This is a genomic window from Spiroplasma endosymbiont of Nomada rufipes (assembly GCF_964277355.1).
Classification (GTDB): domain Bacteria; phylum Bacillota_I; class Bacilli_A; order Mycoplasmatales; family VBWQ01; genus Spiroplasma_E.
This window is the reverse complement of the sequence record NZ_OZ195517.1, coordinates 913,289-931,744: the sequence shown is the minus strand read 5'-3', so window position 1 is coordinate 931,744 and position 18,456 is coordinate 913,289. Positions and strand designations below refer to the sequence as shown.

21 protein-coding genes and 1 pseudogene are annotated in these 18,456 nt (G+C 22.9%); 14 read left to right on the top strand and 8 right to left on the bottom strand.

The window, feature by feature from the left end:
* Positions 1-5: 5 nt before the first annotated feature.
* On the bottom strand, positions 6-293 hold the full coding sequence (locus tag ACICQF_RS05120; protein ID WP_395473020.1) for a hypothetical protein: 288 nt from the start codon (positions 291-293) through the stop codon (positions 6-8).
* 41 nt (positions 294-334) lie between these two features.
* Here ACICQF_RS05120 and ACICQF_RS05115 point away from each other — a divergent pair, with 41 nt between their 5' ends.
* The 8 genes from ACICQF_RS05115 to ACICQF_RS05080 all read left to right on the top strand — a co-directional run bounded on the left by ACICQF_RS05115 (position 335) and on the right by ACICQF_RS05080 (position 8,208).
* Positions 335-1,285 (top strand): IS30 family transposase, encoded by a 951-nt coding sequence (locus ACICQF_RS05115; RefSeq protein WP_395473019.1) that lies wholly within the window; start codon positions 335-337, stop codon positions 1,283-1,285.
* A 171-nt stretch (positions 1,286-1,456) separates the two neighbouring features.
* Entirely contained in the window at positions 1,457-1,918 is a 462-nt protein-coding gene (locus ACICQF_RS05110) for a hypothetical protein (RefSeq protein ID WP_395473018.1), read from the top strand.
* Positions 1,919-1,982: 64 nt separating this feature from the next.
* The gene (locus ACICQF_RS05105) at positions 1,983-3,293 is read left to right on the top strand and encodes a ComEC/Rec2 family competence protein (RefSeq protein WP_395473016.1); all 1,311 of its coding nucleotides are present in this window, start codon (positions 1,983-1,985) and stop codon (positions 3,291-3,293) included.
* 196 nt (positions 3,294-3,489) lie between these two features.
* On the top strand, positions 3,490-4,488 hold the full coding sequence (locus tag ACICQF_RS05100) for an SGNH/GDSL hydrolase family protein (RefSeq protein ID WP_395473015.1): 999 nt from the start codon (positions 3,490-3,492) through the stop codon (positions 4,486-4,488).
* A 215-nt stretch (positions 4,489-4,703) separates the two neighbouring features.
* Positions 4,704-5,615, top strand: coding sequence for a DNA polymerase III subunit delta (gene holA, locus ACICQF_RS05095; protein WP_395473014.1), 912 nt, complete (start codon positions 4,704-4,706; stop codon positions 5,613-5,615).
* A gap of 43 nt (positions 5,616-5,658) precedes the next feature.
* Positions 5,659-7,110, top strand: a complete 1,452-nt coding sequence (locus ACICQF_RS05090) for a hypothetical protein (RefSeq protein ID WP_395473013.1) — start codon at positions 5,659-5,661, stop codon at positions 7,108-7,110.
* A 147-nt stretch (positions 7,111-7,257) separates the two neighbouring features.
* On the top strand, positions 7,258-7,572 hold the full coding sequence (locus ACICQF_RS05085) for a transposase (protein ID WP_395473012.1): 315 nt from the start codon (positions 7,258-7,260) through the stop codon (positions 7,570-7,572).
* A gap of 45 nt (positions 7,573-7,617) precedes the next feature.
* Positions 7,618-8,208: an IS30 family transposase gene (locus tag ACICQF_RS05080; protein WP_395473011.1), complete on the top strand. Its 591-nt coding sequence runs from the start codon at positions 7,618-7,620 to the stop codon at positions 8,206-8,208.
* Positions 8,209-8,249: 41 nt separating this feature from the next.
* Here ACICQF_RS05080 and ACICQF_RS05075 read toward each other — a convergent pair whose 3' ends face one another.
* The 3 genes from ACICQF_RS05075 to ACICQF_RS05065 form a co-directional block, all read right to left on the bottom strand.
* The gene (locus ACICQF_RS05075) at positions 8,250-9,272 is read right to left on the bottom strand and encodes an ABC transporter permease (RefSeq protein WP_395473010.1); all 1,023 of its coding nucleotides are present in this window, start codon (positions 9,270-9,272) and stop codon (positions 8,250-8,252) included.
* A 102-nt stretch (positions 9,273-9,374) separates the two neighbouring features.
* Positions 9,375-9,668 (bottom strand): ATP-binding cassette domain-containing protein, encoded by a 294-nt coding sequence (locus ACICQF_RS05070; RefSeq protein ID WP_395473009.1) that lies wholly within the window; start codon positions 9,666-9,668, stop codon positions 9,375-9,377.
* Positions 9,592-9,858 carry an ATP-binding cassette domain-containing protein gene (locus tag ACICQF_RS05065; protein WP_395473008.1) on the bottom strand — a complete coding sequence of 89 codons (267 nt, stop codon included), beginning with the start codon at positions 9,856-9,858 and terminating at the stop codon, positions 9,592-9,594. The genes ACICQF_RS05070 and ACICQF_RS05065 overlap by 77 nt, the downstream gene beginning before the upstream one ends.
* A 339-nt stretch (positions 9,859-10,197) precedes the next feature.
* Here ACICQF_RS05065 and ACICQF_RS05060 point away from each other — a divergent pair.
* A pseudogene (locus ACICQF_RS05060) lies at positions 10,198-11,025 on the top strand (threonine/serine dehydratase).
* Positions 11,026-11,550: 525 nt separating this feature from the next.
* Here the strand turns inward: ACICQF_RS05060 and rpsT are convergent.
* Entirely contained in the window at positions 11,551-11,811 is a 261-nt protein-coding gene (rpsT, locus tag ACICQF_RS05055) for a 30S ribosomal protein S20 (protein ID WP_338959088.1), read from the bottom strand.
* Between the two features lie 212 nt (positions 11,812-12,023).
* Here rpsT and ACICQF_RS05050 point away from each other — a divergent pair, with 212 nt between their 5' ends.
* From ACICQF_RS05050 to ACICQF_RS05030, 5 genes are all read left to right on the top strand, one after another.
* Complete coding sequence (locus tag ACICQF_RS05050; protein WP_174480491.1) at positions 12,024-12,305, top strand: hypothetical protein; 282 nt, start codon at positions 12,024-12,026, stop codon at positions 12,303-12,305.
* 21 nt (positions 12,306-12,326) lie between these two features.
* On the top strand, positions 12,327-12,935 hold the full coding sequence (locus ACICQF_RS05045) for a hypothetical protein (protein WP_338959091.1): 609 nt from the start codon (positions 12,327-12,329) through the stop codon (positions 12,933-12,935).
* A 36-nt stretch (positions 12,936-12,971) separates the two neighbouring features.
* Positions 12,972-14,726, top strand: coding sequence for a DUF2779 domain-containing protein (locus ACICQF_RS05040; protein ID WP_395473007.1), 1,755 nt, complete (start codon positions 12,972-12,974; stop codon positions 14,724-14,726).
* Entirely contained in the window at positions 14,713-15,660 is a 948-nt protein-coding gene (gene fmt, locus ACICQF_RS05035) for a methionyl-tRNA formyltransferase (protein ID WP_395473005.1), read from the top strand. Before ACICQF_RS05040 ends, fmt begins: the two co-directional genes overlap by 14 nt.
* 105 nt (positions 15,661-15,765) lie before the next feature.
* Positions 15,766-16,122 carry a transposase gene (locus ACICQF_RS05030; protein ID WP_395473004.1) on the top strand — a complete coding sequence of 119 codons (357 nt, stop codon included), beginning with the start codon at positions 15,766-15,768 and terminating at the stop codon, positions 16,120-16,122.
* Here the strand turns inward: ACICQF_RS05030 and ACICQF_RS05025 are convergent.
* From ACICQF_RS05025 to ACICQF_RS05015, 3 genes are all read right to left on the bottom strand, one after another.
* The gene (locus ACICQF_RS05025; RefSeq protein ID WP_395473003.1) at positions 16,119-17,069 is read right to left on the bottom strand and encodes an IS30 family transposase; all 951 of its coding nucleotides are present in this window, start codon (positions 17,067-17,069) and stop codon (positions 16,119-16,121) included. The genes ACICQF_RS05030 and ACICQF_RS05025 overlap by 4 nt on opposite strands.
* Before the next feature lie 325 nt (positions 17,070-17,394).
* Entirely contained in the window at positions 17,395-17,613 is a 219-nt protein-coding gene (locus ACICQF_RS05020) for a hypothetical protein (RefSeq protein WP_395473002.1), read from the bottom strand.
* Between the two features lie 38 nt (positions 17,614-17,651).
* The gene (locus ACICQF_RS05015; RefSeq protein WP_395473001.1) at positions 17,652-18,326 is read right to left on the bottom strand and encodes a BspA family leucine-rich repeat surface protein; all 675 of its coding nucleotides are present in this window, start codon (positions 18,324-18,326) and stop codon (positions 17,652-17,654) included.
* Positions 18,327-18,456 lie beyond the last annotated feature (130 nt).

Genomic DNA, 18,456 nt, shown 5'->3' with positions numbered 1-18,456 from the left:
AACTTTTATTTTAATTCAAGTTGAAAAATTTCATTATTTTCCAATTTAATATCATCGATACCTACTGAAAAATCAATAAATTCTTTACCATTTCAGTGCTCAATGTATCAAAATTTTTTATCTTCTTGAGTACCTTTTTTACCTTTTACAGCAACCAAAAATCTTCCAATTTGACTTTTTTCAACAGTAAAATCATTAGAACAAGCACTTAGTAAATTACCAAGTGTATGCTGAATTATACTTGTAAGTGCAAGTAAATAAAATTGCAAAAAATTCTCATATAAAAACTTCATAATGCTAAATTTAATTTAGAAAAAAAGTAAGGAGTTTTTATATGAGTTATAAACATCTTGGCATAGATGAAAGGATTTATATTGAGAATCAATTGAAATTTAAATTTAAAATTAGTGAAATAGCTAAAAATCTTAATCGAAGTATTAGTACTATTATTCGAGAAATTAATAGAAATAAAGATAATAATCATTATTTTTCATTAATTGCACAAAATAAAGCTGAAAATCGAAAAAAATCACATATTAGTTTTCATAAGTTTAAAAATAAGAATTTAGTAAAATATGTACAACAAAAATTACTATTAGGTTGATCACCTGAACAAATTTATGGCAGAATTAAAAATTTTCATAAACAATGAGTTATTAGTTTTAAAACAATTTATACTTGAATTTATTTTGGAATGCTTGATAAAGTTACTAGTAAAAATTTAAGAAGAAAAGGTAAAAAACGAAAATCTCAAGAGAATCGTGGCAAGTTTAATGGTAAATCAATTAAAGAACCAGATATAAATGTTAATGATCGTATAACACTTGGTCATTGAGAAGGAGATACTATAGTATCATCAAGAGGCAAAAGCAAATCATGTTTAATAACTTTAGTTGAAAGAGTATCACGATTTACTTTAGCAATATTAGTTAAAAACAGAACTACTAAAGTTATTAATAAAAATGTCAGTTATTATTTATCAATTCTTCCTAAAAACATTGTTAAAACTATTACTTTTGATCGTGGCAAAGAATTTTCAAATTGACAACAACTTGAAAAAAATTTAGATGTAAAAATTTATTTTGCCAATCCATATTCACCTTGACAAAGAGGTACTAATGAAAATACTAATGGTTTAATCAGAAAAAAATTTCCTAAAAAATTTATTTTTTCAAAAACTAATAAAAATGAAGTTCATAAATTTATATTGTCTTTAAATCAAAGACCGAGAAAAATATTAAATTATCTTTCACCAATCGAATATTTGGATAGAAAAATAATTTAGTTGCACTTACCTTTACAATTTAGCTTTTTTAAAAAGCAATCATTTTATAAGTATTTCTTTTGATTATTAGTATTTACTTTTACTTCCTTAGTTAACATTAACTTTAAAAAAGATGAACATATAAATATTGAAAATGTTAATTTGAAAGTAGTAGAAACCCATCCAAATTATTTGATAGTACAAGAAGGATGAAAAAAATATTATTTATTATCACATTATTATATTAATAATATGCAGTATACTATTAATGCCCAATTAGATGATACACTTATTTTTAAAGGTCAAACTAAAGATTTAAAAACTATTAATAATTTTTATGAGTTTGATTTTAAATTATTTTTAAATGCTAATAATGTTAATAAACAAATAGTAGTTAATGAAAATAAAGTAAAAGTTGTTTTTGGAAAAACTCTTAGAATTATTTTTTTTAATTATATAAATACTTTTCCAAAGGAAATTAAAAATTGAACTAAATTATTATTATTTGGTCAGCAAACCGAAGAAAATAAATCTATTTTTACCATTTTTAATAAGTTTGGTATTACTCCAATTATTGTTGTTAGTGGTTTACACATTAATTTTTTCTTTTTTTTTAAAAAAAAGTTTTTGATTTATCAAAAATGAATTAATTAAACTTTTAATTTGCTTTGCAATTTTATGTTTTTATTTATATTTACTTAATTGATCTATTGCAGCAATGAAAGCATTATTTTTTTTAATTTTTAGTTGTATTTTAAAATTTAATAAAAAAACTATTCATCCAATTTCTATTCTTAGTTTTAGTGCTTATTGTTGTCTTTGTTTATGACCTTTACAATTCTATCTTTTAGGATTTCAAGTTTCTTTTGGTATTACTTTTTTGATTTTATTTATTAATAATAAATTTAAAAAATATAGTTATTGGATTAGATTATTATTGATTAATATTGTTTTATTTTTATTCACTATTCCTATTCAGTGACAAATAAATCATGGTTTTAGTTTGTTAACTGTTGCATATTTATTATTTTTTACACCAATCATTATTTTTTGTGATGTTATTTTATTTTTAAATTTATTTTTAAATTCAATTTTAAGTTTTTTTGTTTCTCCAATTTTAAATTTTTTAATTATTATTATTAAGTTAATAAATATGAGTAATATTTGAATTCCGACTTTTCAAATTGAAATTTGAATTTTACAACTTTATTTTTTAATTTTAATAGTTATTTATAACTGTTGACGATATTTTAATTGAAGAATGTTAACAGTTATTATTATTAATTTTGTTTTACTTTCAACATTATGAATGAATAGTATTATTAAACCTTATTATGAATTAACGATGATTAATGTTGGTAATGCTATGAGCTTTTTATTAACTAGTCCTTATAATAAATCTGCTATTTTAATTGATGCGGGCACAGAAGATTTAAAACCAAATAATCCAACTATTTATAATTATCTTTCAGCAAAAGGAATTCATAGTTTAAAAGCAGTATTTTTAACTCATCATGATTTAGATCATATTAGTAATATTGGATTTTTGAAAATGAAATTAAAAATAGATAAAATTTATGAAAATACCAATCAATTATCGCAATATATTATTGATGGTTTTAATCCAATTCATAATTTAGTTTATGGTTTTAATTTGCAATATGTTTCTGAAAATAATAAAAGTTTAGTTTTGTTATTAAAAGTTTATAATTATAAAATTTTATTTACTGGTGATATTGAAGAACAAACCGAAAATTTATTAGTTAACACCCATGTATTAAGTAAAATTAATATTTTACAAGTTCCTCATCATGGTTCAAAAACTTCATCAACTATTAGTTTTTTAAAAACTCTTAATCCAGAAATAGCATTAATTTCCGGACATTATCAAAAACGAAGACAGTTTCCGAATATTGAAACATTGAATAATCTTAAAAAAATTAATTCTCAAGTTTATTATTCGGGAAAAAATAAAACTGTGATTATAAGAATATATATGAAACATTATGGTATTATAACGTTAATATAAACTGATATAATAATATTGTGAGATTAGAAATAGTATTTATATTATTCATGTTCAATATGAATATTTAGTAAAAATTATTGAATAATTAAAAGAAAATTACTTTTTAGAAAAGAAACTAAAAAATATATAATTAAAACAAAAGGGGAAAAATATGAAAAAAATAAATCATTTATTAAAAATTTTGTTGTTACCTTAAATGTTAATAACTACTATTACATCCAATATTAAGGAAGAAAAAACAGTTATTGATTATCATCAATTATACATTCTTGATGATAGTCTTTCTGATACTGGGAGTTTTGTTGGAGCTGGGAGTGACTTTGTCCAAAAATCACCATTAGCACCTTGATGAGTCGCTCAAGTAGAATTAGGAGATCCATATTATTTAAATCGCTCTTTCAGTAATGGTAAGGTTGCAGCTGAAATTTTAGCTAATAAATTACATTTAAACTTACAAGCAGGATGAAAATATACGATTTTAAATGATGCAGCAACTTATGAGCAATTTGGTAATAACTATGCGGTTGGGTGTGCTGTTGCAGCTGAAAATGATTCATGAACAGGAACATTTTATTCAAATCGTTTTAGCCTTCAACATCAAATGGCTGCTTTTTTATCTCAACATCAAGATTTACAAAGTGATGATTTAGTCTTTCTTGAATCAGGAAATAATGATATGTTGGCTGCTATTGATAGTGGTAACTATTATAAAGGACTTGATATTATTTATAATGCAATTATAAAAGAAGGAGATATAATTCAAGAATTAATTAATAAAGGCATCCAACATATTGTTGCTACTGATGTTCCAGATTTTAGTCTTGTCCCAAAATATTATGGAACTAAATCGCAAGTTTTAGCAAAACAATTATCTGATGCTTATAAAACACTTTGAAATCACGAGATATTTTTATATACAACTAATTATCCTAATTTTATTAGAAGATTTAGTTTAAGAGAAGAATTAAGTAAATATGCACTGATATTTCAACAAGAAGGTAAAAATATTACTCAAAATGCAATTGAATCTGATTATGCTCATATGGCATTAGATGGTGCTGTTACAGCAACATATGTTAATGGTTCAACAAAAGAAACATTAAATAATTATTTCTTCTTTGATGAAGTTCATCCAACAACATTAGTGCATCAAGCGGTTGCTGAAGATCTTTATAATTTAGTTGAAAAGCGATAATGTTTTAAAACATTATATATAATAATTACTATATAAGATAAAAGTTCAAATTTGGAATATTATCAAAAACGAAAGTATTTTTCAAATATTGAAACACTGAATAATCTTAAAAAATTTTATTATTGAGGAAAAAATAAAAGTGTGATTATATATGAAACATTATGATATTATAACATTAACATAAAATATATTAATAATTTTGTGAGGTTGGAAACATGGTTTATATTGTTCATGGTCAAGATGAGTATTTAGTAAGAAAAAATATTGAACAATTAATTAAAAAAAATCATAAAAAAGAAAATTATGATTATAATCTATATGAATTACAAGAGGATACAATTGTTAATATTATTAATGAAATTCAAATTATGAGTATATTTGAAGAAAATAAAGTAATCGTAATTAATGATAGCAGTAATTTATGACAAAAATATATTAAAGAAAAAAAATTTGTTAATGCTTTGCTTAATCATAATCAAAAAACAATGATAATTATTAAAAGTTTAAATGTTGATTTTAAAATTAGTAGAGAATTTCAACAATTTAATATTATCAAAATTAAAAATTATACAAAATCACAATTATTATTATTAATTAATAAAGTTTGCAATAGTTTTAAAATTAACATTACTCAAGAAGCAACTAATTTTCTTTTAGAATACTTGCCAAATGATGTCAGTATTATTTTAAATGAGTTATCAAAATTAAGATTAATTGGAAAAAAAATAACTTCAGATATTATTACTGAGGTGGTTCCTAAATATTTTGAAACAAATATTTTTAAAACTGTTGAATATATATTAAAAAAAGATTATAACAATTTTTGAAGACAATATAACTATTATAATGTTATTAATTATGATAAAATTAAATTGATTAATATTCTTGTATATCAATTAGAATTAATTAGAGATATCAAAATTTTAGTTAAACAAAAAAAAAGTAATGAAGATATTTCCAATATATTAAATATTTCTAAGTTTCAAGTAAAAATATTAGAACAATATTTAAATATTAATTTAAATATTAATAATATTTTGTTAAAATTATATGAATTAGATTACAATATCAAAAAAGGAAAGTTTAATAAAAATATTGCAATTGATTTATTTTTTTTGAATATTTAGTATATAATTATAGATGTTTTAAACTCAAGAGGTGATACATATAATGAAAAGTAATAAAAATACTGATGTTACAGAAAAAAAGTTAGTAGAAGAAAATAGTGACATTACATTGGTTAAACCAAAAGTAAAAAGAGTTACAAAGAAAAAAACTGAAAAAGTGTACTCAGAAGAAGATTTAAATGTTGCATTATACTATGAAATATCAAGTACTATATATAACAGTTTAAATAATTTAATTGTTAGAAAATCTATTTTTGCTAATGAAGAACTTTTAAAAATTTTAGAATTACAAATTTCTAATTTATTTTTTCTTGAAAAAGAACTAAAAGAATTAAAAGATAAAAAGTATGCAATAGAATTTTTGCAGTTAATTTCTAATTTGGTAAATCGTAGTTTGAGTATTACTAAAAGTTCTCCTAAAAATCGTATTGAAATTCTTGAAGAGCGTAACTTATTAATAGTTACAATTACTAATATTTGTAAGACTGTGGAAAAAGAAAGTCTTGAACGAATAAGACAGTTTGATAATAATACTTTTAATGAATTAAATGATCAAATTACTGCATTAAATAATTTTAGTGATGATGCTACTGAGGTTAAGCCAAGTGTTACTCCAAATAATCAGAATGTTGATAATAATGTTGATACAAATCCTAATATTGGTGGCATTGGAAATCTAGGTAATAATTTAAATATTAATAATCTTGATAATAATAGTTTAGCAAATTTAGCGAAGTTAGGTGTATTACCGCAACATCCCGCCACAAATCCTAAATTTTACCCGTATATGAATAAACCAAAATATATTCCACTTTTAAAGAAAATATTATCAGCTTTTTTCTTATTAACAACAGTGCTAGCAATAGCTACTTATATACTAACTTATTTTATAGCAGGTACTTTTCAAATTAAAAATAATAGTACATTACCTGTTTATTATAATTTAGCACAACAATCAAAAACTATAGTTTTCACTATTGTCACAACAATAGTTTTAAATGGAGGCTTTTTATATTCAATTTTAAAACCACCAAAATTAGGTCGTGATTTATATCAAACATCATATTTTTTAATAGTTATTTTAATTTTTTGAATAATTTATACAATTTCAAATTTAATTTATATGACAACAAATGATTCGTTATTAAGAACATTTATTTCTTTTTTAGATAAAGGTGATGAAATTAATCCTGATGCTTTACCTTGATTAAAAGGATTAGCAACTTTTAAAGCTTTTCAAATATTAACATATATTACAGCAACATCAGCAATTTTACCAATTGCTATTATACTAGTTATTGCTATTCTTAATCCAAAAATTGATCGTAATAAAATTATGAGAGCCAATTCGGAATATCAAAATGCTATTAATAATGCTTTAAGTGGTAAACCCTATGAAATCGATCCATCACTTTTTGATGATAGTTTAGATAATGATAATAAAAAAGATACAAAAGATCATAAATTTTGACGTAATAGTGATTTATTTAAATAATAAAATAAAAAAGGACTTTTAGTCCTTTTTTATTTTATTATTTGCTGAATTATACTTGTAAATGCAAGTAAATAAAATTGCAAAAAATTCTCATATAAAAATTTCATAATGCTAAATTTAGTTTAGAAAAAAGTAAGGAGTTTTTATATGAGTTATAAACATCTTGGCATAGATGAAAGGATTTATATTGAGAATCAATTGAAATTTAAATTTAAAATTAGTGAAATAGCTAAAAATCTTAATCGAAGTATTAGTACTATTATTCGAGAAATTAATAGAAATAAAGATAATAATCATTATTTTTCATTAATTGCACAAAATAAAGCTGAAAATCGAAAACAATCACATATTAGTTTTCATAAGTTTAAAAATAAGAATTTAGTAAAATATGTACAACAAAAATTACTATTAGGTTGATCACCTGAACAAATTTATGGCAGAATTAAAAATTTTCATAAATAGTGAGTTATTAGTTTTAAAACAATTTATACTTGAATTTATTTTGGAATGCTTGATAAAGTTACTAGTAAAAATTTAAGAAGAAAATGTAAAAAACGAAAATCTCAAGAGAATCGTGGCAAGTTTAATGGTAAATCAATTAAAGAACGAGATATAAATGTTAATGATCGTATAACACTTGGTCATTGAGAAGGAGATACTATAGTATCATCACGAGGTAAAAGCAAATCATGTTTAATAACTTTAGTTGAAAGAGTATCACGATTTACTTTAGCAATATTAGTTAAAAACAGAACTACTAAAGTTATTAATAAAAATGTCAGTTATTATTTATCAATTCTTCCTAAAAACATTGTTAAAACTATTACTTTTGATCGTGGCAAAGAATTTTCAAATTGACAACAACTTGAAAAAAATTTAGATGTAAAAATTTATTTTGCCAATCCATATTCACCTTGACAAAGAGGTACTAATGAAAATACTAATGGTTTAATTAGAGAAAAATTTACTAAAAAATTTATTTTTTCAAAAACTAATAAAAATGAAGTTCATAAATTTATATTGTCTTTAAATCAAAGACCGAGAAAAATATTAAATTATCTTTCACCAATCGAATATTTGGATAGAAAAATAATTTAGTTGCACTTACCTTTACAATTTAGCATTTTTAATTATTAGATTTAATATCTTATGCTTGTCAACGTAATTTTGAACTTGCAACTATTTTGTAAATACCAATCAATCCAAGCCGCAACTCCTAGATATATTCCATAAGTTGTTGTAAAAGTAAAACTTGTTCCACTTCAAGCTTGAATAAATGGATCCATAGCGTATTTAAATGGATTAAAGTAAGTTGCGTATTTTAAAACGGGACTACTATTAATTAACTCAGCTGGGAAAAATACCCCACTTAAAAGTGCAACCGGAAAATAAATTACATTTGATGCTGCAACTAAAGCAGTTACTGATTTGAAAATTGAGGCCAATAACATTCCTAAACCCATTGATGAAAAGAAAATTAAGATAATAAACGGGATAGATTCTCCAATAAAATTTGCTGTTACTATATTATTTCACCCATAAGTACCACCAAACATAATTCCAACTCATAATAAAGATCATAAGAATGTCGCTATCATAAAGAAAAATCCAATTATCATAACTGAAAGAACAAAGAAAATTGGTTTAATATTTGTTGCTCCAATTCGCTTCATTAAAACACTATTTTTAAATTCAACAATTGTTTGTGGAATAATGAAAATTCCTACTGCCATTGGTTGTAACATTGAAATTGAACCAACTAAAGTATGTAAACTTTTTACAGTATCACCTTCCATTTGTTTAAAAGCAAAACCTTCTAAGAACAACATTAGAATTGGAAATAAAACTAAAAAGTAGTGTACAAAAAATCCCTGATAATAATATTTAAACATTAAGTTTATTAATGGTCGACTTTTTTCGGGCATTTTGGCTTTATGAATTCATTTATTTTTTTTCTTATTTTTTTTGATTTCAGCATTTTCTTTTTTTATTTCTTCATATTGTTTTTTTAAATCAGCTTTTTTATTTTTATCAAACATTTTTCATGTAAAGTTATGAACTGAACCATATTTTTTAACAATATCTTTAACATTTCCTGCTTCTTTTATAATTCCATTATGAATGTAAATATACTTTTCACAAAATTCTTCAACTTCGCTCATATTATGAGTAACTAAGATCATTGTCTTATTTTTGTCAATAATATTTTTTCTAAAAAATTCAAAAATTTCTGAACGAACTTCAATATCTAATCCTGTGGAAACTTAATCTAAAATAACTAGATCAGGATCATGAATAACAGCAAGTAAAATATTTAAACGTTGTTGTTGTCCACCCGAAAGTGTTTGAATAAACTTATTTTCAATTCCAAGTAATTGGTATGTCTTCAGTAACTCTAATAGTTCATCTTCTTTCGTTGAAATATTAAAAGTATGTAAATAATATTTAATCATATCCATAACAGATATTCCGGCCGGATATCTAGATTCTTGAAATTGTAAACCATTTACTAAATGTTCTTGACGAATTATTTCACCAGATGTTGGTTTGAATACCACCAATAATTTCACTTAAAGTTGATTTACCACTACCATTTGCACCAATGATTCCAATTCGATCGCCAGGATTAATAGTTAAATTAACTTTATCTAATGCTATTTTATTTTTATATTCCTTTGTTAGATTTAAAATTTCTACTAGTGGCCGAGATTTATCTATTTTTTTCTTATTTTGTTCATTATTTTCCATATATAATACCTCCTGCATTAGATTGTACTATAATTAAGTGTTAAAAAGCAATTATTGAAATTTGTAACAATAAAATAAACAGTATTAATTCTAAATATTTTGGAAAAATATTTTTTAATTTTTGTTTTTCATGTATATATAATATAGATTTGAAAATAGTGATTATGTAGTATAGCAATTTAACATATGCTTTAAATCAACATTTATGAATTCAAATCCCATTTAATTATAAAACCATATACTATTAATGATTACTTTTGTTGTTTTATAAATAAAAGTTATTATATTGTATAATTAATTATATTTGAGAAATTAGATAGAAACTCAGCAGGAACCATTTTGGAAAATTTAGTAAGTGAAGAAGTAATTGAAGAAACGTATTCAAAAATTAAAGATAAAATTAGTAAGACAAGTTTGATAAAAGCAGATAAACTTTCTTCATTTTCTGGTAATAATATATTTTTAAAGTTAGAAAATTTACAAAAAACAGGTAGTTTTAAAATTAGAGGAACTTTAAATAAAATTCTTAATTTATCAAAGGAACAGCAAGCAAAGGGTTTAATTGCTGCTAGTGCTGGTAATCATGCACAAGGAGTCGCTTTAGCAGCTTCAAGTTTAAATTTAGTATCCAAGATAGTTATGCCTTTAACATCACCACTAGCCAAAATTGCTGCTACTAAAGAATTTGGTGGTGCTAAATGTACTGTTAAACTTTGTGGTAATATGTTTGATGATGCAATGTCTGAAGCATTAAGACTTGAAAAAGAAGAAGGGTTAACGTTAGTTCATCCATATGATGATAATTTTGTTATTGCTGGTCAAGGTACAATTGGTTTATAAATATATGAGCAAATGAATGCAACGGGTAAAGAAATTGATTATTGTTTAGTTCCAATTGGAGGAGGACTTTTAAGTGGTATTTCAATTTATTTAAAAAGTAAAAATCCAAATATTAAATTTATTGGGATTGAGGCACAAAATGTTGATTATTATAATCAAGCTTTAAAACAAGGAAAACCATTTAAAATTCAAGGTAAAAGTTCAATTGCTGATGGAATTACTGTTAAACAAACAGGAGAATTAACGTTTAATATTTTAAAGAAAAATGTTGATAAAGTTGTTACTGTTAGCGAAGAAGAAATTGCGCAAGCAATGTTATTTTATTAGAAAAATGTAAAATTGTAACTGAAGGTAGTGGCGCTGTTAGTGTTGCTGCTATTCTTTCTGGTAAATTAGATAAAATTATTGGTAAAGATAAAAATGTTGTTTGTGTAATTAGTGGTGGTAATGTTGATATTACTACATTAGGAACAATTATTAATAGCGCCTTAATTAGTTCACATCGACGAGTTCCTTTTTCAGTTAACGGTAAAATTAATAATAGTACTATTAACGAAATTATTAATATTATTACTAAAAATTGTGCCTCTATTTATAAAATTCACAGTACATTTGATCGTAATAAATTAGATATTAGTAATTTTAGTATTTTTATAGTTATGGATACATCAGATGAATTTCAAAAAAATAAAATTTTTGCTGAGATTAGAGCATCAAGTTCTAACTTTACATTATTAGCTAAATAGTTTTTAAATTTGGTATTTTATTAAAACAAAAATTTAGTTTAAAAATATCAATTATATTTTAAAAAGAGACACTATTAATAGTGTCTATTTTTAAAATAAATTATAGTTATTTTGCTTTTGCTAATTTAGTCATAATTTTAGATTTTTGACGAGCAGCTTTATTAATGTGATAAATGTCTTTAACAACAGCTTTATCAATTAAACTACATACTTCATTAACAAGTACTGCAGCATTTTCTGCTTTGTTTTTTATTGATATTTCAGCTTTTTTTAAAGCAGTTTTAACTTTAGATTTATAACTTTTATTAATTTCATTTCTTTTTTGGTTTGTTTTAATTCTTTTAATTTGTGATGCAATGTTAGCCATTTTTTCTCCTTTTTTGTTTTGAACATGTTTTATAGATTAATTACAACAAAAATAATTATAACAAAAATCATAAATGTTGTATAATATTTTTTATTTTTTCAGTATAATTAATGTGTTAGCTTTTTGTTAATAGTATATTTTAATCTTTTTACACTTTTAATGTAAATTATTTGTTTAAAAACTTTAATGATAAATGTAGGTGTGGTAAATAAATGAGTTACTATTTTCGTAACCCTTATCAATTTTCTTACCATAGTATTGGTAGGATTAGAACAAGATTAAAATTGCAAGACTTAAATGATATCCAATTACGTGAATATTGTTTAAAATTGATTAATGAGTCTTATGATATCGAAGAGACAAAAAGTTTTAAATATATTAGAGTAAATAAAACACATCTTTATTTTGTAATTAAAAAAGATGTTAATTTAATTTTAACAATTTCACCGATGAGTCCAACTAAACTATTAGCAGTAATCGAGGAAAATTTATAAATCAAAAAAGAGGAATAAAAAATGGGAAATTTATCTAGTCAATGATGAATGTTAGCGCTTATAGGAGTAGTTTTAATAATTTTTATTTTTACAACCATTTCAGCAAAAAAGAAGAAAAAAGAAGAGAAAAAACAACGTCAAAAAGAAGTAAAAAATATTATTAAATCCTTTATGCGTGATGAATTAAAATTGCAACATAAAACAGTAGAATTTGAACAAGTAGTTTCACGTAGTAGTAAAGAATATCGCTATCGTGATGTTTTTGATGTAATTGTAAAATTATATGATTCTAAGAAAAATGATTTATTTGCAACTAAAGCATTTGAGGTAGAAGGGTTTACTAAACAATTATCAAAGAAAGAATTTGAAACAATTTGAAAAGTAAATTGTGAATTAGATTTAGAAGAAACACTTAAGAAAATTGAAATGTCAAAAAAACGTAGTGGTAAAATTAAAATAAAAAGAAAGACAGCAGAAGAAAAAGCAGCAATTAAAAAAGAAAATGAAGGCGTTAAACTTGCAATTGAAGAAGAACGTTTACAAAATAAAGAAAATAAAAAACGTGCTAAAAATTTAGAAAAACCTAAAATTGCAATTCATGATAAATTTTCTGGATGAAAAGATAAATAAATCTTTATTTTAAAGTAGGCAATTGGGTGATATGTAATGAAAATTTATAAAGATGATTATAAGCATTTCCGTATTTGTCGAAAACTTTCATGATTTTTAAATGCAAAAAATTATGCTTTAGCTAAGCATTTAATTGAAGAGAAAAAGATAATAAATTTTGTTGAACTAACGCATACTAAAACAAGTAGTAAATTTAAATCTAATTTAATTACTATTTCTGATTTAGACGATGATACATTTGAAAATAATTATAATGAAGAAGATGATTCTGAATTTTATCTTGGTGAAACAATTGCAGATGGTATTGAAACTGGGCACTATGCTCAAGAATATTTTAAAGTAAAATATTCTTGTTTTAATTTTGAGTCTGAACTGGGTAGTAATGTTATAGAAATTATTAATAATAAAGAGTATGATGTTTTATTTGAACCAAGATTTGAATATCAGGGTTGTGTTACTAAGTGTGATATTTTAAAGCGAAATAATGATGGTTGGGATTTAATCGAAGTAAAAGCAGTAACTTGAGTTAAAGAAGAACATATGTGAGATTTACTTTATCAGTATGATATTTTAACCAAATGTGGAATTAAAGTAGTTAATACTTATATTATGTATTTAAATAATAATTATGTTAAGAAGGAAAAAATAGATTTAAATGAATTATTTATTGTTAATGGATCAACTTGGCAAAAAAGTCCAAATACTAAAAAAAGTTTTAGTCTTTTTGAATCAATTCAAGATGAAATTTTAAATAATAATTTGAAATTACAATATGAAAATATTAAGAATATTATTAAAATTAGTGATATTGACGAAATAGTTAAATTATTAACTTTACCTTATTGTCATGAAAATAGTAATCAATTTTGTCCTCATATTTTTAAATATTTTTCTATTCATAATACTATTTTTGAATTATATCGTTTAAGAAAAACTAAGAAAGCATTGTGATATTATGAAGAAGATTTCTTAGAAATTAATGATGAAAGATTATTACCATTTTTAACAAAGTCTAATTTACATTTAAGACAATATGATGTAATTAAAAATGGTGAAAAATTAATTGATGGCAATAAATTTGTTGATTTAAAAATTGAATACAAAAAGTACCAATATCCAATTTATATGTATGATTTTGAGACTATGAAATCTGCAATACCTAAGTTTAAAAATAGTAAACCATATCAACAAATTCCTTTTCAATATTCTGTCCATGTGTTATTAGCACCAGATTTTGATTTTAAAACTTATAAATCAATTAAACATTATGAATTTTTAGCAGATGGCAATGATGATCCAAGAGAAATGTTAACAAAAAAATTATGTTATGATTTAATTAATATTCATGGTAAGGGTACGTATGTTGCTTATAATCAATCATTTGAGAAATCTGTTCTTAAAAAATTAGCTTATTATTACCCTCAATATAAAAATAAATTATCATTAATTCATGATGGTACTATTGATTTACAAGATTTTTTTAAAGAATTTAAAATTTATAAAGAACAGTTTTATGGTTCTCTTTCAATTAAAAAAACTTTACCAGCATTTGAATCTTCCTTTTCTTATGAAGGATTAGTTATTAAAAAAGGAGATATGGCATCAGAAGTTTTTCGTAGAAGAGTTGAAAATAACATTAGTTTAACTAATTGAATTCATAATTTTCGTGAAAATATGTTAAAATATTGTGCTCAAGATACTTTAGGTATGGTAGTATTATTCTGACATGTAAAAAATATTATTGAAATGTACAAAGCAAAAATTGAGGGTGAAAATTATGAAAAAATTTAAAATTTTATTTATGGGTTCTTCTTTTTTTTCTGAAAATATTTTAAAAACATTGTTATTAACAATGAAAAATGAAATTGAAATAGTTGGTGTTGTTTGTCAGCCAGATCGTAAAATTGGTCGTAAACAAGAAGTTGTTCCTTTAGCAATTAAACAATTGGCACAAGAATATCAAATTCCTGTTTTCCAACCCGAAAATATTATTGAAAGTTTAAAAGATTTACAATTATTAAATATTGATGTTATTCTTACTTGTGCTTATGGTCAATTTTTACCAAAAGCAATTTTAAATTTACCAAAATATAAATGTTTAAATATTCATGCTTCATTATTACCATCATTGCGTGGTGGTGCCCCTATTCAATGAGCAATTATTAATGGATTACAAACTACTGGTATTACATTAATGAAAATGGTAATTAAAATGGATGCAGGAGCAATTTATGTTCAAGAACAAGTTTCAATTGGTATTGAGGATACATATACTTCTTTAGTTAATAAGTTGATAACTTTAGCACAAAATATGTTAATAAAATATTTATTAAAAATCATTAATAATGAAATTGAAGAACAAGAACAAGATGAAAATCAAGTAACTTTTGGTTTAAATATTAAAAGAAGTGATGAAAAAATTAATTGAAATCTTTCAGCACAATTAATTTCATGTCATGTTCGTGGATTGTATAATACACCAATTGCTTATACTACGTTGAATGATAATATATACAAAATTCATCAAGTAGCAGTAACTAATGAATTATCAAATGCTCTGCCAGGAACAATTGTTGCAATAAATAAATTAGGTATTATTGTTGCCACTAAAACTAATAACATAGTAATTAAAGTTATTCAACCAGCAGGTAAAAAAGAAATTATAGCAGCTTGTTACTATGGTTCTAAAATTAATCCAATTGCAATTGGTTTTATCTTTAAATAGTGCTGAATTATACTTGTAAGTGCAAGTAAATAAAATTGCAAAAAATTCTCATATAAAAATTTCATAATGCTAAATTTAGTTTAGAAAAAAGTAAGGAGTTTTTATATGAGTTATAAACATCTTGGCATAGATGAAAGGATTTATATTGAGAATCAATTTAAATTTAAATTTAAAATTAGTGAAATAGCTAAAAATCTTAATCGAAGTATTAGTACTATTATTCGAGAAATTAATAGAAATAAAGATAATAATCATTATTTTTCATTAATTGCACAAAATAAAGCTGAAAATCGAAAACAATCACATATTATTTTTCATAAGTTTAAAAATAATAATTTAGTAAAATATGTACAACAAAAATTACTATTAGGTTGATCACCTGAACAAATTTATGGCAGAATTAAAAATTTTCATAAAGAGTGAGTTATTAGTTTGCTAAATTGTAAAGGTAAGTGCAACTAAATTATTTTTCTATCCAAATATTCGATTGGTGAAAGATAATTTAGTATTTTTCTTGGTCTTTGGTTTAAAGACAATATAAATTTATGAACTTCATTTTTATTAGTTTTTGAAAAAATAAATTTTTTAGGAAATTTTTCTCTAATTAAACCATTAGTATTTTCATTAGTACCTCTTTGTCAAGGTGAATATGGATTGGCAAAATAAATTTTTACATCTAAATTTTTTTCAAGTTGTTGTCAATTTGAAAATTCTTTGCCACGATCAAAAGTAATAGTTTTAACAATGTTTTTAGGAATAATTGATAAATAATAACTGACATTTTTATTAATAACTTTAGTAGTTCTGTTTTTAACTAATATTGCTAAAGTAAATCGTGATACTCTTTCAACTAAAGTTATTAAACATGATTTGCTTTTACCTCGTGATGATACTATAGTATCTCCTTCTCAATGACCAAGTGTTATACGATCATTAACATTTATATCTCGTTCTTTAATTGATTTACCATTAAACTTGCCACGATTTTCTTTAGATTTTCGTTTTTTACCTTTTCTTCTTAAATTTTTACTAGTAACTTTATCAAGCATTCCAAAATAAATTCAAGTATAAATTGTTTTAAAACTAATAACTCACTCTTTATGAAAATTTTTAATTCTGCCATAAATTTGTTCAGGTGATCAACCTAATAGTAATTTTTGTTGTACATATTTTACTAAATTCTTATTTTTAAACTTATGAAAACTAATATGTGATTGTTTTCGATTTTCAGCTTTATTTTGTGCAATTAATGAAAAATAATGATTATTATCTTTATTTCTATTAATTTCTCGAATAATAGTACTAATACTTCGATTAAGATTTTTAGCTATTTCACTAATTTTAAATTTAAATTTCAATTGATTCTCAATATAAATCCTTTCATCTATGCCAAGATGTTTATAACTCATATAAAAACTCCTTACTTTTTTCTAAACTAAATTTAGCATTATGAAATTTTTATATGATAATTTTTTGCGATTTTATTTACTTGCACTTACAAGTATAATTCAGCTAAATTTTTTGCTAAAATTTTAATAAATCCTAGGTTTTGATTTGCTATAAGTAAATTTAAGTCTTTTTTCTCTTGTGTGGTTGTAATATTTATATTTATCGTTTTTTCACCAGTAAAGTTTATAGAAGTACTTAATGCAATTATTTTTATAATTAATTTTCTATTTTTAATATCAGCATCTTGTAGAGGTATATTATTATTTTTACTAATTTTTACATCGCTTAGTTGTAAATTTGAAAATGTTTTTTTCTTAATTTATTAATTAATTCAACTTTAAAAACTTTTACATTATTATCAATTGTTGTAATGTCTAAGTTATCAGATAAACTTTTTAAATCTTTTTTATGTACAGGATATACTGCTCCTCCACAAGCAACTAAACTAATACTTGTTGGTGTTACAACCATTAAAGATAATATAAATCTTAGCAGTTTTCTCATAATTATTTACCACCTTATCTTTTTCTTATTAAATTTTTTTATTGTTTAAATTTTGGTAATTTACTGGGATTATAAATTTTTGAGCCAGTAACAAAATTACTGTGTTCTATTATTTTTTTTACATTTGATTTTGAAAGGTTTTGATTGAATGATCTTGCATTAAAAAACATTTTATTCATATTTGTTACATTAGAAGTATTTCGATTTGAAATATTTTGATTAAATGTTAAAGCATCAGCAAACATTGAATTCATATTTATTACATTTGATGTATTTCAATCTGCAAGACTTTGATTAAATGCAATGGCATTTTGAAAGATAAGACTTAAATCTGTTACTTTTGAAATGTCTCACTTTGAAATATCTTGATTGAAGACAATAGCATCTCAAAACATATGTTTTAATGATGTTATTTTTGATGGTAATTGATCTGGCACTTTTTGAATTGTTTTTGGCATTTTAACCACTTGAATTTGATTAATAATGTTTTTATAAAATCCAATTTGAACAATTTCTTTGCTATTTATATTTGATAAATCTGTTTCATTATTTGTTATTTGTTCTCCATCTTTGTCAATGTAAATTGTGTCCTGTTGAGTTTTATTAATTATATGTACATTTTGTTGCCAACTACTATTTAAATTAACATTATTTACATTTCCAACAGTAATTGTAATTGATAAAATACTTAATGTTGTTAATATTTTTTTCATATTATTAACAACCCCCCTCCTTTATTTTTTGTTATTATAATTTTACATGATTTTAAAAACTAGTTATTTATGTATATATCTTTTCATATATTGTTAAGTGATAGTTTAATATATTTATAACATTATCTGC